Genomic DNA, 15,275 nt, shown 5'->3' with positions numbered 1-15,275 from the left:
AAAGTCCTCCCGAGACAATGCCATGCAGCGGCCCTCCTCCTCGGAAGTCCGACCCTGCCGACCATAAGGATCCATTTGAACCCGGGCGCAGGGTAGCGGGACTTCATCATGCATTTCAAATGAATAGATTGACATTCTGCATACCAAAATTGATAAGCAGAAGATGGCACCTTCCTCCCGCAACCTGCAACTCAAGGACTTCCGCCTGATCCAGGCGATCCACGAAACCGGCCAGCTTGGTCTTGCGGCCGAGCAGCTGGCTCTTTCGCAGCCCGCCGCATCCCGCATGCTTGCGCACATTGAGCGCGCGGTCGGTGGTCCGGTATTCCTGCGTCATCCCAAGGGCATGACACCTACGCCGGTTGGCGAGACCCTGATCCGCAACGGCCACAACCTGCTCAACGGCCTTGACCGGACGCTCAGGGAGATATCGTCCGTGAGCGAGGGCCTGGCAGGCACGGCGCGGGTCGGCTCGGTTACCGATGGCGCGGTTGCCTTTGTGGTGCCGGCTATCCAGCAGCTCAAGAAGACGGCCACCGGAGCCGACATCCACGTCGATGTCGCCCCCAGTGACGCGCTCGTCGAAGGCCTGTTCCGCGGTGAATATGATTTTGTTCTCTCGCGGATACCGCCGAGTTATGACAAGCGCCAGCTCGAGGTGCGTCCGGGTAGGCACGAGGATATCTGTTTCATGACCCGGGCCGGCCACCCGCTTGCGCAGAACCCGACGGCACCGCTCGAGGAACTCGCTGCCTATGAGTGGGTCGTCCAGGCTCCGCAGACACCGCTGCGCCAGGCGGTTGAATCGGTTTTCGTCTCCGCGGGCGTCGATCTGCCTGTCGACATCGTCAACACCACATCCATGCTGGTGATGATTTCCTATCTCGCTTCATCCGACGCGCTGGCGCCGACACCGAGACCGGTGGCGGATCTGTTTGTCGCAAACAAGCTCGCAGGCGGTCTGGCTATTGTCGGCCCCCAGGAGCAGATCCTGGTCAGTCCCTACTATCTCATCTCCCGCAAGAACGTCATCATCAGCGCGGTCGCAACGCGCCTGCGCGAACTTGTCTTTGCCGCAATGAACACCCCGGCAGCTTAACCCTGAAATGCCGTCCGGCGGATCAACGTGCGTCGATGAACACGCTGACGCTTGCCGCCCTGCCCTTTGCATCCATCACCGTCAGCGTCGATGCTCCCGGACTGTCAGGGGTCCAGTTCAGCACGCGGCGCCGTGTGGACTTCGGCAGCGCCTCGCCATTGGCGATCAACCGGTAGGGCCCCGACCCGCCCTGCAGCTTGATGACCAGCGGCATCAGTGGCCCCGCCCCGCCTGAACCGAGCGCCACGCGCGCTCCCTGCGGCGGATAGACGATCTGTGGCGGCAAAGTCCCACCGGCGGACACATTCGCTACCTTATCGGTGCTGCGGAACTTCTTCAGCGCATACGGCAGGCTGTCGCGTCCCCGCGCCACGAGTCCGCGCGGGGCTTCCGGAAAGTCCACCCGGTCCAGCCCGCTCCGCACAAAGGCCTCGAAAAGCAGCGGCGCCGCGGTCTCGATCCCCGAAAGACCTGGGACCGGCGCGGCATCGGCTCGCCCGACCCAGACTCCGAGCACATGGCGCCCGTCGAAGCCCACTGCCCAGGCATCGCGATAGCCGTAGGACGTTCCGGTCTTGTAAGCTATGGCAATGCGAGGTGCGCCCTGCGGCGCGGTGACACCGGACAGGATCTCGGCGACGCGCCACGCGGCGTCCGCCGCAATCACCGGCTGATCGAAAAGATTTTGGGGGGTGCCTTCCGTGCCATCCCGCAACATCCGTGCTGTGCCGTTGTTGGCAAAAGCGCTGTAGAGCTGGACCAGATCGCGAAGGCTTATCCCGGCTCCACCCAGACCGATCGCCAGCCCTGGTGTGCCGCCGGGCGGCAGTTCCAGTTGAATCCCGCCGCGCCTGAACCGGGACAGCAGCCGTTGCGGACCCACCGCTTCAAGCAAACGCACGGCAGGAACATTCAACGAAAACTGAAGCGCCTCGCGAATGCTGACTTCACCCATGTAACCGCGATCGAAATTGCGCGGCCGGTATCCGGAAAAATCCGCCGGCGTGTCGTCAATCATTGTCTCCGGCGCGATCAGCGCATCCTCGAAGGCCAGCCCGTAGATGAACGGCTTCAGCGTCGAGCCGGGCGAACGTATGGCGCGGGTCATGTCTATGGCGCCGGTGCGGCCCGTATCGAGGTGGCCGGTGGAACCGACGCTCGCCAGGATCTCGCCGGTTGCGGCATCGGCCAGCACCATGGCGAGCGACTGCCTGGGGCCAAGCCTGCCTGCGGTCTCGGTCGCAAGCAATTCAAGCCGTTCCTGAACCGCGCCATCGAGCGTCAGCGCAATCACATTGGCATCGGGTCGTGTCCGGATCGCGAGGTCTGCCGTGTGCGCGGCCAGGTCCGGCATCGTCATGCGGCGGTCCGGGATCTTCGTCCCCGAGGCCCGCATGATTTCGCTTTCGGGGATCAGCCCGGCTGCACTCATTCGGGAGAGGACCCGGTTTCGCGCCAGCCGCGCCTGCGCCTGGTGACGGTCCGGACGCCTTGATTCGGGCGATTGCGGCAGGGCAACAAGCAGCGCCGATTGCGACAGCGTCAGTTTCTTCGGCTCGCGCCCGAACCAGGCGAGGCTTGCGGCCCTGACCCCCTCGAGATTGCCGCCATAGGGGGCAAGCGTCAGATAGAGCGAGAGGATCTCGTCCTTGCTCATCCGCCGCTCGATCTGCAAGGCCCTCGCCATCTGCCGTAGTTTGGCGATCACCGAGCGTTCGCCGCGCGGCTCGACCAGCCGGGCGAGCTGCATGGTGATGGTCGATCCGCCCGAAACAATGCGCCCGCCATTGAGAACCAGTTGAACTGCGGCCCGCATCAGCGCCACAGGGTCAATGCCAGGATGGCTGCGAAACCTGCGATCCTCATAGGCAATCAGCATGTCGATGTAGTCGGGATCCACCGCATCGAGCGGCACCGGAAGCCGCCAGACGCCCCCTTCGGTTGTATAGGCGCGCAACAGCTTGCCATTCCGGTCAAGAACCTCCCGCGAAACATCGGCGGCCTGATCCAGAGGTGGCGGAAAGGCCCGATCCAGCCGGTCAAGCATCAGGGCGGTAAAACCGGTCAGGAGCATCAGGGCGACCAGCACGGTGGCTGCCCGCCGCCATGGGCGCATGCCGGCCGCGGACTTCATGGCGATCCGAGTACTTCCATGAAGCCGGTCGCCGTCCGCGCCGCGAGTTCGGGCCGGTACATGTCTTCCACCACCGCGGCAGGATGATTGTAGATGCCGGGCGTTACGGCGCGGACCACATAGGCAGCCACAAAATCCCTGTTCGAGGTGGCGCCGCGGTCGAATGCTGCCATGAACCGGTCGCTGCGGAACTCTGAATGGCTCGCCGAAACCTCGCCCAGCCACGGGAAATTGCCCAGTTCGGCGCTGCCGACAAGCCGTGGATTGTCGATGACAAGCCCGGCAGGCAGCAGATCGGTGACCACCACACGCGACGGCCAGGCGTTGGCCTCACGCATCTGCAGCACCACCAGAAAGCGCTCGTTCTGCTGCACCGAGGATATCGAGGCCGGCTGTCCATCCAGCGTGTAGTAACTCCTGTTGATCAGGAACCCGGTTCCGCCGGCGCTCAGTGGTTGGGAGGGTGCTGCAATCGTGGTCACAACTGCATCCACTGGATCAGCGCCCTGGTTGACGATGGTCAGCGGGTTGTCGCGGATGGTCTCGCCGCTCAGCCGCGTCTCATAGGCGCCGGCAAAAGCTTGTCCGTTGACATTGACCGAGATCGACCTGTTGCCCGCCGCAATTGCTCGGGCGGCAAGCACCATCCAGGCATCTTCCTGCGTGCTGGTTGATTGCCGCGCTGACTTGGCCTCGCCGACAAAGCGGACCAGTTCGGGAACAATGCCCGGGGTCGGGGTCGATTCTGCCGCCAGTGCCAGCATCGCCGCACCGTCGCGCAAGGCCGAACCATAATCGTTGCGCGCACCCACGAGGGTTGCTGTCGAGCGCGCATGTTCAAATGCCGAACGGAAGCTTTCGGCCGCCCGCTGCGGATCGCCGTAAAGCGAAAGCGCTGCGCCGATCTGTGCCCGGGCAAGCGGCTGGGCGAAGGCGTCGATCTGGCTGTCGGAGTAGTACCGAAGATCGGTGGCCGCCGCCTTGCGGTTGCGTGCCAGCACATAGAGCGCATAGGCAATGGCGCTCCCCTCCGAGCTCACATCGGTTGTATAGGCCAGGGTGTTCTGCAAATTGTCGAGTGCCATGCGGCTCGCCACCGGTGGCACCGAAAACCCCTTCTCCATCGCGCGGGTGAGAAAATCGGTGACATAGGCGTCAAGCCAGAGATCGCCCGATCCCGGTCCCCAAAGACCAAAACTGCCCGAGGCGGACTGATAGGCGACAAGCCGGGTGATCGCATCGTTGACCCGTTTGCGGATGGTGTCCGCCTCATCGCCGCTGGCGCCATCGCCGAGTTCGCTCAGATACAATAGCGGCAATGCCCGGCTGGTGGTCTGCTCGGCACATCCATAAGGATAGCGGTCAAGCGCCATCAGCAGCGATGCCACATCAAAGGCTGCGTTGCGGGTCACTCCCACAGTGACGGAGGCGCCATCAAGCAGGCTGTCAGCCAGCAGCTCACCGTCGATCCGCAAGGTGCCGCCGCCACCGGCAAGACTGATCACGCGCTTGGTGGTCACAGGCATCGCCGCAGGTCTGACAGTGATCGTCTCCTCGCGGTCAAGCGATAGCCCGTCAGGTCCCGTCAACGCGATTGTCAGCGTATCGGCGCCGCTCTGAAGCCCCTCCAGCGGCATTACCAGGCTGGCGCGCGCGCCGGACGGCAGAGAAAGTGTCTGACGCAGCCCGCTGCCGCCCTGAACCCTTCCCGATGCGGTGAACAGCTCGACCGCGTAGTCACCCTCTGGACCGTCCGTGTTGGCCAGTTCGACCAGGATCTGCGACCGGTCACCGGGCGCAAGGAACTGCGGCAGGCTCGCGCTGATGACCACCGGATCGCGCACGATCACGTCGCGCGTCGCGTGCCCCACGGCGCCTGCACTCCAAGCCACGGCATTAACCCGGACCGTGCCGTTGAATTGCGGCATGTCGAAACTCACGATTGCGGTCCCGTCCCGTCCGACCTGGACCGGGCCTTCGTAGAAGGCGACCAGCTTCTCGCGCGGCGGACTGCCCTCCGAGCGCATCATCGCCCCGTCACCACCCGAACGGATCCGTCCAGTGATGCCGGCCGATCCGTCAATGAGGCGGCCATAGAGATCACGGATTTCAAGTCCCAGCGCCCGCTGCCCGAAATACCAGGCTTCAGGGTCGGCAACCTCGTGCCGGGTCAGGTTGAGGATACCCACATCAACCGCGGATACGCTGACGAAAGCCTCTTCCCCCGGTGTCAGCCCGGCGAGCGTGACCGGAACCGTGAAGGCGCCACGCGGTTTTGCCTGATCGGGAAGGTCGAGTGCGACATCCAGCTTCCGGCTGCCCGGCTCGACCGCCAGCCACTTGACCCCGATTGCGCGCATCGGCATGCGTGACTGTGCATCGGTTGGCCGGTAGAGCGTTGCGGTCACATAAGCGCCGGCGCCCCATTCCTCGGTTACCGGCAGATCTATGGTCGTACCTTCCATGCCGACCGAAGCGGTCACGGTCTCAATCAGCCGCTCGGTGCCGACGGTTACCAGAACCTCGCCGGCAAAGCGGGGCGATATCCTCAATCGCGCGGTTTCCCCTACCTCGTAGCTGTCCTTGTCGAGAGCGATCTCCAGACCTTCGGGGGTCTCGATCGATTTGGCCTCGACGTACCAGCCGGCATCGAACAGAACGCTGCTTTCAGCCCCGTCGGCGCCTGTCACGTCAAGCCGGTAGCGGCCCCAGTCGACCACCTCCGCGATCGATGCGATGCTGTCGCTTGCAATATCGATCACCCCGTCGGCAATCTCTGTGGTGAAGTCGACCACCTCGTAATTCCAGGAACTGCCCTGCCGGTACCATTGGTAATTGCGTTCAACCTTGACCAGCGACCACGATGTGCCCTGCATGGCGATACGCGATCCGGCTCTGTCGACGGCGATCAGCTGGAAGCCTGCCTGACTGTTTTCTGCCACCTGATGGTCTTCGAACAGCGGCTTGATGCCGATGCGCGGACCCTCGGCGGCAACCTTCAGTTCGACCGAGCGTTCGACGGCCCGGCCACCGCTCTCGGAGGCCCGAATGGTCACATTCGCCGTCAGAAACTGGGTCGTGTCGGGCATGTTATCGAGATCGATCCCGACAGTCGCCTCGCCCCGCTGGTCGAGTGGCGGAAGATTGTCGAGAGAAATTCTGGCATTTTCGAATTCCTCGTCCGCCAAGCCGAACTCGAATCCGGCGAAGCCTTCGAGCGACCTGGTCCGGCTCAGGACGATGTCGCCCTCGGTTGCCAGTCCCTCTGCTGGCGCGCCATAGAGATAGCGGCCTGTAACCTCTATGTCAGCCGGGACTTCCGGGCTGACGATGGCATCGCCGGCCTCCAGTTCGATTTCAATCCGGTCCGGTTGAAAGTCTTCGACCAGGAACGTCACTTCCGCCACGGCCGGTCGCTTCGGATCCGTATGCAGTGCCGCGCGCCACGCGCCATGCATGGCGTTTTCCGGCAGGGCCAGCGCCAGCGCATGCCCGCCCAAGGCCGCACCGTCGGAAACGATGCGCCGGTCTTCCACACCGTCCGGCCTTTGCAGGACCAGCGTCAGCGGCAGGTTTGCGATCGCGTTCGCGGTGCCATCGCGCGCCAGCGCCGAAAGATGAACGGTCTCACCGGCACGGTAGATACCGCGTTCGGTCCAGGCCATGACATCGACCCCGCCGGGAGAGGCGCGTCCAGCGACGCCCCGGTCCGACAGGTCAAAGCCGCCGCGGGTCAGGTCAAGAAACACGAAGTCGCCGTCCGGGCCCCTGGCCAGCAATGCTGCCGGTGCCAGTCCGGCCTGTCCGCGAATGAGCCCGGGCTGGAATGTGGCCCGGCCGTCTGAATCTGTGACAGCCTCGCCCAGGATCTCGTTGTTGCGGGCCAGCAGGGTGAGCCCGACAGCATTCAGTGGCCTGGCCGAATCCAGCGACCGCAAGAACACCGACAACCCGTCATCGCCGGCAAAGGTGCTGACGCCGATATCGGAGATCACGAACCACTGGGTGGCTCGTGCTTCCCAGTTCTCGCTCTTGTCGCCCAGCGGAACTGCGCTCAGCACATAGACCCCGGGCTTGCGTTCGGGCAGCAGGCTGTCCACGGGAATGCTGGTTGTGACTTCCCGGTTGGCCTCACCGGCAATCTCGATTGTGCCCTCCCATACCGAGGCCCCCAGATCCTCGGTGATCGTGTCGAGCGAGTAGCCGTCGAGTTGCCTGAGGAAGTCGGAACGGGCGATGATCTGAGACAGGGCACGCTCGCCGACACGATACAGTTTCAGATCCGCCGAGGGCGCGTTGATTGTTACCAGAGGTATGCCAAGCCGGGATTTAGCGGGCAGGACAAAGCTCGATCCGGTAAACCGCGCTGATGGCGCCCGGTCCCGTACATAGACCGACAGCTCCACGGGTGCCTCAAGCACTTCCCCTATCGATGACGGCAGGCCCTGGCGCAGCACGACTCGGTAACGCTGTCCATGCGAGAGACCGTTCACGCAGATTTGCCGCGTATCGGTGTCGATTGCGAGGGTGCTGGTTCCGTCAACACTGACAAAGCCGGCATAGTCCTGGCTCGTTACCAGGTCTTCGGAGAACTGCACGCAAACCCGCGGCGTTTCGCTGTCCGCGTCGACGGAATTGTCAACGACGCGAAAACCGCGGCTTGCCCGCAACTCCGCATAGGCCGAACGGAGGGCCGGTACTTCCTTGAGCTCGAGACTGGCCCGATAGGCTTCGAGCGCGGGACGCCAGTTCTGGGTGGTCTCGAACGCTTCGGCAAGAATGGCCAGTGCTCCCGCCCGCGTCGTCACCGTGCGCGACGTCCGGTAGGCGATGATTGCCGAGGAGACCGAAACCGAACGAAGGCTGCGCGCCAGGTTCTGGTCCTGTGGCGTATAGGCAAGTGCGGTCCGCGACAATCCAGCCCAGAGGTCGCTGCGTTCGGGCGCGGCGGCCGCAGCCATGGCGAAGTTGCGCACTGCACTATCCATGTCGCCGGATGCGAGCGCGGCGTCTGCCTGGCTTACCAGCCCGGCAACCCCTATGCTGCTGCCATTGCCGTACCGCGCCAGTGTGCGGTCACGGTAAGCCCGCGCCTCGTCGAGCACCGATGCCGGAACAAATGCCAGATCCGGGGCCGCGCCGAGATCAGGCTCTCCATCGGTCACCACCCGCCCCGCAACGGCTCCGGCAAACGGGTTCATCGTGTTATAGTCGGATTTCAGAAAGCACCATCCGGCTTTGACGTTGTAGGTAAAAGCCTTGCACTGCCGGTCCGTCAGACATTCGGCCTTGCACTGGTCCAGTCCGATATTCTGGACCGTCCGAAGGTCAAATCCGAAGTAGTCGGCATTTTCGGTCGTTTCGATCCGTCGAGGTCCGTCCTGTGACAGTGCCGCCACCGGCACGGAAAGCAACGCAATCAAGGTGCAGACAAGCATGCGGTTGAGTGCAGACATGGAACCTCCCGCGCCCGAACCCGGATCGGGCATTTCGAAACATCCGATCCCCGGTGGCACCGATCCATCGGACCGTGTGACGGTTCAGATCTTCAAGAAAGAGAGTAGGACCGGACAAGGGCGCTGGGCAAGGCCTTGCAATGAAGATTCCGGTGTTTGCCGTTCTTGGCCAAAAGCGGCATCTAAATCGATTGGAAATATTGCAACGCACCCCAGGAATAAGCTAGGAACTATCCATGAACTGGAGCATCGGGCCTTTTGTGTTCGGTCTTCCCAGCGGTTGCAGGCACGTCTTTGTCTTACAGCCGCCCTTTTCCAGATCGCATTATCGCTATATAATAAACAAGATCCATCGAGCACGCACCAAAATGACACTGCCTCAAATCAAGACAGACATGAATCAGGAGGAAATGAATCTCCTGCTTGTTCAGGCGCGCAAGGCCAGTGACCTGTTGAAGTCACTCAGCCATGAAACGCGGCTTATGATCCTGTGCATTCTCTCCGAGGGCGAGAAGTCCGTCTCCGAGCTCGAGGAAATCCTGGCCATGCCCCAGGCTGCAGTCTCGCAGCAATTGGCGCGCCTGCGCCTCGATGGTCTCGTCGATACAAGGCGCGAAGGCCGGATGATCTACTACTCGATCCTCAATCACGAGGTCTCATCGGTCATCGGCACGCTCTATTCGCTGTTTTGCGCCCCTGTGCGCAACGAGGCAGAGCAGCCCACCGACTGATCGCGCGATACCCGATCGAGCAGGCGCCACGATTACCGTTTCCTGCGCCTACATGTGAAAAAGCCCGGTCAGTTCACCACTGTCCGGGCTTTTGCTTGAAAACGTGATTTGCACGTATCCGTCAGGCGACCGCCCGCGCCAGTGCGCATTGTGACCACAATTCGCTCAGAGCGCCGGCCAGATGCTTGATGTCGGCATCGCTGTGCATCGGTGTCGGCGTGATCCGCAGGCGCTCGGTCTTGACCGGCACCGTCGGGTAATTGATCGGCTGCACGTAGATGCCGTGGCTTTCCATCAGCACGTCCGAAATCCACTTGCACTTCGAGGCGTTGCCAACCATCACCGGCACGATGTGGCTCGGATTTTCCATGTGTGGAATACCATGCGAGTCGAGCGCCCGGCGCACCTTTGCCACCGTGTCCTGATGGCGGCGGCGTTCCAACTGACTTGCCTTGAGATGACGGATTGATGCCGCAGCGCCCGCGGCGAGTGCCGGCGGCAACGCCGTGGTGAAAATGAAACCGGAAGCAAAGCTGCGAACGAAATCACAGAGCGCGCGCGATCCGGTGATGTATCCACCCATCACGCCGAATGCCTTGCCAAGCGTACCCTCGATCACGGTAAGGCGGTCCATCAGGCCTTCGCGCTCGGCAATGCCGCCGCCGCGCGGTCCATACATGCCCACGGCGTGAACCTCGTCGAGATAGGTCATGGCACCGAACTCGTCTGCCACGTCACACAGCGCCGCTATCGGCGCGACGTCACCATCCATCGAGTAGACGCTTTCGAAGGCGACCATTTTCGGTGCGGCCGGATCATCCAGTGCCATCAGACGGCGCAGGTCTTCGGGATCATTGTGCTTGAAGACCCGCTTCTCGCAGCGCGAATGGCGAATGCCCTCGATCATGGAGGCGTGGTTGAGCGCGTCGGAATAGACGATCAGGCCCGGAATCTTGCCCGCCAGGGTTCCCAGTGCCGCCCAGTTGGAGACGTAGCCGGATGTGAAAATCAGCGCGTCTTCCTTGCCATGAAGATCCGCAAGTTCCTCTTCGAGAAGCACATGGTAGTGATTCGTACCGGAGATGTTGCGCGTTCCGCCAGCGCCCGCTCCGCAGCGGTCGATGGCTTCCTTCATTGCATTCGTGACCAATGGATTCTGCCCCATGCCCAGATAGTCGTTGGAGCACCAGACTGTCACGTCCTGCGTGGAGCCATCGGCACGATAGCGGGTCGCGCGCGGAAAGCCGCCAGCGTGACGCTCGATATCGGCAAAAACCCGGTAGTTGCCGGCCTTGTGCAGGCCACCGAGCTTGTCCTCGAAGAACGCTTCAAAATCCATGGTATTCTTCCTATGTGTCACTTCCAAGATGCGAGACAATGCCAGTTTCGTCAACCCGGAAATCGAATTTTCGACGGCAGTCATATGGTCGCACAGGCGAGACCGACCGAGCTTTGTCCTATGTCAAATCGCCAGAAGAAGTTTTCCGCCGTTCGCATCCCTTCGTTTACGGGCCGAAAACCACGTCTCCCAATATAGGTCGGCCTCTTCTCAAAGGTAGGTCGAGCGTTCCAGAGGCGTGATTTCATTGTCGAATGCGACGAGCTCCTCGCGCTTGATCTCGGCAAAGATCTTGCGCAGTTCCGGACCAAACAGACGCCGGATGAAATCGGACCGTTCAAAGTCCTCGATCGCGTCGTCCATGTCATCGGAAAGTTGCGGCAGCGGCACGTTGTAGGCATTGCCCTCCACCGGCGGCGGCGGCAGCTTGGCGGTCTCCAGCCCCTCGAGCATCCCGCCCAACACACCGGCCAGAACGAAATAGGGATTGGCATCGGCGCCCGACATCCGGTGTTCGAGACGCCGCGCCTTGTCATCGGACGCCGGTACACGGACCACCACCGAGCGGTTGTTGCGCCCCCAGGCAATCCGCGTCGGTGCATAGGAGCCTGGCTGCAGCCGCCGATAGCCGTTGAAGCCCGGGATGTAGAGCAGCAGCGTATCCTTAAGCGTTGCCAGCAGGCCCGCGGCTGCATGCTGAAGTCGCAAGTCTCCAGCCTCGCCGGCAAAAACGTTGTTTCCGTCCCCATCAAGGACACTGGCGTGGACATGCATGCCGTTGCCGGGCCACTCGAGGAAGGGTTTCGCCATGAACGTGGCGCGAAGCCCGTGCTTGTGAGCCGATTCGGTGATCAGCCGCCGCAGCAGCACGGTATCGTCGGCAGCAGCCATCGCATCGGCGCGGTGCTTGAGATTGACCTCGAACTGTCCCGGTGCCGCTTCCTTGATGATGGTATCGATCGGCAGCCCCTGGGCGACGGCTGCAGCGCGGATCTCGGCAAACAGTTCGCTCTGGCCGCGCAGCTCGGACAGCGAATACATCTGCTGCTGGTCCGGCCCCGGCCCCTTGTCCTTGCCCATCCGGCCCGATCGCTGGAACACGGCAGGATCCACCAGGTAGAACTCGAGCTCGAACGCGGTCACAGGCTTGAGGCCCTTCGCGGCATATCGGTCGACGATGCGTTGCAGCACATTGCGCGGATCATAGGCGCAGGGTTCGCCGGATTCCGTGTACATCGACATCAGCACCTGCGCCGAGGGGCGCGGCGCCCATGGCGCCCGGTTGATGCGTCCGGGAATGGCCCGGCAGTAGCCGTCGATGTCGCCGGTCTCGATATGGATCCCGGTCGCCTCGACCTCCCGGCCCCAGATATCCAGGCCGAAGATCGACAACGGCATGTTGATGCCCGGATAACCGGCCTTGGCGAGCGCTTCGGTCGGGCCCCATTTGCCGCGCATCACGCCATTGATATCGGGAATCAGAAAATCGACCGATTCGATATCAGGATTGTCGGCCAGGAACCGTTCGGCTTCTTCGTTTGTGGGAAGGTCTGCGTTTTGCATTTCCGTGCTGGCGCTCTCGCGCATAGTATCACCTTGCCCCTTCAGGGCCCCTTCAGGACTTTCAGTTGCCGCGCCACGAACCGGTACTGTTTGCCGGGATAGGTTAGACTGCAGTGCCGCTTTGAACCCATGCATATACATTATCGCGTGAGTGACAACATTTGAGTGCGGCGGGCGGCAGGAGAAAGCCGCGGCGCTTGTCCGCGCTGAAAAATTGTGCACACACTCGGTTAAAGGTCAAACCGATTTCATCGCGGCCTCTCTGAAAACAATCAGGAACAGATATAATGCGCGTCAACGTGTCTTCTCACGATCTCAAGGTTTCCGACCACAAGCACCACCTTCATCCATTTACCGAGCATGGCGCCTTGGGAATCGATGAGCGGCGGGTCATCTCCCGTGCCGACGGTGTCTGGCTTTGGGATACGGACGGAAACCGCATCATGGACGGCATGGCCGGGCTGTGGTGCGTCAATGTCGGTCACGGCCGGCAGGAAATCGTCGAAGCCGTCCGCGCGCAGATGAGCGAGCTGTCCTATTACAATACGTTCTTCAAGACCACGCATCCGCCAGTGATCGAACTGTCGCAGATGCTCAGCGATCTGGCGCCGGAACACATCAACATGGTCTTTTATGCCGGTTCCGGCTCCGAAGCCAACGACACGATCCTCCGCCTGGTGCGCAGCTATTGGGCGCTGAAGGGACAGCCGGGCAAGAAGGTGGTGATCAGCCGCAAGAACGCCTATCACGGCTCGACCATGGCCGGTGCTTCGCTCGGCGGCATGGGCGCCATGCACAGCCAGGGCGGCCTGCCGATCCCCGACATTCACCACATCGACCAACCTTACTGGTTCGGCGAAGGCATGATGACCGGCATGAGCGAGGACGAATTCGGCCTCTGGGCCGCACGAGAACTCGAGCGCGCCATCGAGGAAATCGGCGAAGAAAATGTCGCCGCCTTCATCGCCGAGCCGATCCAGGGCGCCGGCGGCGTGATCGTGCCGCCAGCCACCTATTGGCCCGAGGTCAAGCGGATCCTCGAAGCCCGCGATATCCTGTTCGTTTCCGACGAAGTCATCTGCGGCTTCGGCCGCACCGGCGAGTGGTTCGGTTCCGGCTACTACGACATGAAACCGGATCTCATGGCGATCGCCAAGGGGCTCACCTCCGGCTACCTGCCGATGGGCGGCGTTCTGGTCTCCGACGAGATCGCCGAAGTCCTGCACAACGAGGGCGTCGAGTTCTTCCATGGCTACACCTATTCGGGTCATCCGGCCTGTTGCGCCGCGGCCATAGCAAATCTCACCATCATCAAGCGCGAGGGACTGGTCGATCGCGTCCGCGACCAGATCGGACCCTATTTCCAGGAGCGCTGGAAAGCGTTGGAGGACCACCCCATGGTCGGCCAGGCCCGCATGGTCGGCATGTTCGGTGCGCTGGAACTCGTACCCGATGAAAACGACCTGAAGAAGCGCTTCGACAATGTCGGCAAGGTCGGCACAATCACCCGCGATCATTCCTTTGCCAATGGTCTGGTGATGCGCGCGGTGCGTGACTCGCTGATCATCTCACCACCGCTGAGCATCACCGAGGAAGAAATCGAAGTCCTGATTGCTTCAGCCAGGAAAACACTGGATGCCGCCTGGAATGACGTGCGCAAGCAGGGGCTCGCCTGAACCGCCGCCAGGCCGCTTAACCTTTACGCTTAAGCTTAACGCCGGGTTGTCAGACCCGGCGTTTCCGTTTGCGCTAGAATGACCGCATCCTAACAGGAGAGATCACCATGCGTGGCAGTCAAACATCCGGGCGGTCCGGTGTAAGCGACGCCAACCGGAACGGTTTGCTCGACCTGCTTCGCTTTGCGGCGGCGATGACGGTTGCTGTCTACCATTTCCTCTACCGCGGAGCTCAGGAAGGCGGTTATCTGGAGTTTTCCTTTGCTGCCGCTGGCGTCTCGGTTTCACTGGGCTATCTGGGCGTCAATCTCTTCTTCATGATTTCGGGTTTCGTCATCATCTGGTCGGCCACCGGCCGCGACTGGTATGGATTTTCGGTGGGGCGGGTGGCCCGGCTCTATCCGGCCCACGTGGTGGCCATGACCATCACCTTTCTGGCGATGCTTTGGTGCGCACAACCGCCCTACAGCACCGACGTGTTTGAGTGGCTGGCAAACCTCACCATGCTCGCGCCGATGTTCGGATCCGACTTCATGGATGGTGCCTACTGGTCCATCGTCATCGAGATCATCTTCTATGGCTGGGTGGCAATCGGCCTGTTCACCCGGGTGTTACCGCGCCACACCGATACTGCTGTGGCAGTCTGGATGCTGCTGGTGATGGTCAACAACACGATGCTGGGGTCACGTCCGGTCGAACTGTTGTTTCTCACCGAATATGGAAGCTATTTCGCGCTCGGAGTCATGACCTGGCGGATTTCGTCGCAGGGCGCCGGCGCTTTGCGTCTGCTGATTGCCGGAGTAGCGCTGATCATGACCTTCCACGCAGCCGAAGTGCAACGGCTCGACGTCGTCTTCCGCCTCGGCGAAGCCTCGAGTGCGGCCGTGGTGGCCCTAGCAAATGCGGGCATAGTTGCAGCATTTTTGTCGGCCGCTGCCCTTGGCCGCCATGTCAGGGCTGGGTCCTGGATCCTGGTGCTCGGCGGCCTCAGCTATCCTTTCTACCTGGTCCACCAGAACGCCGGTTACATCCTGATGAGCACCGTGGAGCCGACCATCGGAAAATGGGGTGCCTTTGCACTGGCGCTGACCTTGTCGCTGGCTGTCAGCTGGTGGATTTTCGCCCGCATCGAGCCTGTGGGCCGGGCAATCATTCGCGCGCTGTTCGCGCCCGTTGGCCGGTTCTTGCCCCGGACCACGACACCATACCCCACCACGACGCCATACCCCGCGCCAGCCGAATAGGGCGATCAGACGCGGGGAATAACAAGAAGGGGC

The 15,275-nt window shown here is 62.1% G+C and carries 8 protein-coding genes; 4 read left to right on the top strand and 4 right to left on the bottom strand.

Going from position 1 to position 15,275, the window contains the following annotated elements; genetic code table 11:
* Window positions 1-163: 163 nt before the first annotated feature.
* Complete coding sequence (locus SPHINGO391_RS10490) at window positions 164-1,099, top strand: LysR family transcriptional regulator (RefSeq protein WP_152008779.1); 936 nt, start codon at window positions 164-166, stop codon at window positions 1,097-1,099.
* 22 nt (window positions 1,100-1,121) lie between these two features.
* Here SPHINGO391_RS10490 and pbpC read toward each other — a convergent pair whose 3' ends face one another.
* A complete protein-coding gene (gene pbpC / locus SPHINGO391_RS10485) occupies window positions 1,122-3,215 on the bottom strand; it encodes a penicillin-binding protein 1C (RefSeq protein WP_152011518.1) in 2,094 nt (697 codons plus the stop codon).
* Window positions 3,216-3,229: 14 nt separating this feature from the next.
* Window positions 3,230-8,689 carry an alpha-2-macroglobulin family protein gene (locus SPHINGO391_RS10480; protein WP_244615163.1) on the bottom strand — a complete coding sequence of 1,820 codons (5,460 nt, stop codon included), beginning with the start codon at window positions 8,687-8,689 and terminating at the stop codon, window positions 3,230-3,232.
* 368 nt (window positions 8,690-9,057) lie between these two features.
* On the opposite strand from SPHINGO391_RS10480, the gene SPHINGO391_RS10475 reads away from it, so the two are divergent.
* Window positions 9,058-9,420, top strand: coding sequence for a metalloregulator ArsR/SmtB family transcription factor (locus SPHINGO391_RS10475; protein ID WP_152008778.1), 363 nt, complete (start codon window positions 9,058-9,060; stop codon window positions 9,418-9,420).
* Window positions 9,421-9,541: 121 nt separating this feature from the next.
* On the opposite strand, the gene hemA is transcribed toward SPHINGO391_RS10475, so the two are convergent.
* Both hemA and SPHINGO391_RS10465 read right to left on the bottom strand, forming a co-directional pair.
* Window positions 9,542-10,759 carry a 5-aminolevulinate synthase gene (hemA, locus tag SPHINGO391_RS10470; RefSeq protein WP_152008777.1) on the bottom strand — a complete coding sequence of 406 codons (1,218 nt, stop codon included), beginning with the start codon at window positions 10,757-10,759 and terminating at the stop codon, window positions 9,542-9,544.
* Between the two features lie 210 nt (window positions 10,760-10,969).
* Entirely contained in the window at window positions 10,970-12,346 is a 1,377-nt protein-coding gene (locus SPHINGO391_RS10465; RefSeq protein WP_152008776.1) for a glutamine synthetase family protein, read from the bottom strand.
* A gap of 263 nt (window positions 12,347-12,609) precedes the next feature.
* On the opposite strand from SPHINGO391_RS10465, the gene SPHINGO391_RS10460 reads away from it, so the two are divergent.
* Entirely contained in the window at window positions 12,610-13,998 is a 1,389-nt protein-coding gene (locus SPHINGO391_RS10460; RefSeq protein ID WP_152008775.1) for an aspartate aminotransferase family protein, read from the top strand.
* A gap of 107 nt (window positions 13,999-14,105) precedes the next feature.
* Window positions 14,106-15,242, top strand: a complete 1,137-nt coding sequence (locus SPHINGO391_RS10455) for an acyltransferase (RefSeq protein ID WP_152008774.1) — start codon at window positions 14,106-14,108, stop codon at window positions 15,240-15,242.
* Window positions 15,243-15,275: the final 33 nt, after the last annotated feature.

It is taken from the genome of Hoeflea sp. EC-HK425, assembly GCF_902498795.1.
GTDB lineage: Bacteria > Pseudomonadota > Alphaproteobacteria > Rhizobiales > Rhizobiaceae > Hoeflea > Hoeflea alexandrii.
This window is presented reverse-complemented; position numbering and strand designations above follow the sequence as displayed.

What these genes read in the sequence shown, in the direction of transcription:
- SPHINGO391_RS10490 (WP_152008779.1), top strand. Translation starts at nt 164, where the DNA reads ATGGCACCTTCCTCCCGCAACCTGCAACTCAAGGACTTCCGCCTGATC.
- pbpC (WP_152011518.1), bottom strand. Translation starts at nt 3,215, where the DNA reads ATGCGCCCATGGCGGCGGGCAGCCACCGTGCTGGTCGCCCTGATGCTC.
- SPHINGO391_RS10480 (WP_244615163.1), bottom strand. Translation starts at nt 8,689, where the DNA reads ATGTCTGCACTCAACCGCATGCTTGTCTGCACCTTGATTGCGTTGCTT.
- SPHINGO391_RS10475 (WP_152008778.1), top strand. Translation starts at nt 9,058, where the DNA reads ATGACACTGCCTCAAATCAAGACAGACATGAATCAGGAGGAAATGAAT.
- hemA (WP_152008777.1), bottom strand. Translation starts at nt 10,759, where the DNA reads ATGGATTTTGAAGCGTTCTTCGAGGACAAGCTCGGTGGCCTGCACAAG.
- SPHINGO391_RS10465 (WP_152008776.1), bottom strand. Translation starts at nt 12,346, where the DNA reads ATGCGCGAGAGCGCCAGCACGGAAATGCAAAACGCAGACCTTCCCACA.
- SPHINGO391_RS10460 (WP_152008775.1), top strand. Translation starts at nt 12,610, where the DNA reads ATGCGCGTCAACGTGTCTTCTCACGATCTCAAGGTTTCCGACCACAAG.
- SPHINGO391_RS10455 (WP_152008774.1), top strand. Translation starts at nt 14,106, where the DNA reads ATGCGTGGCAGTCAAACATCCGGGCGGTCCGGTGTAAGCGACGCCAAC.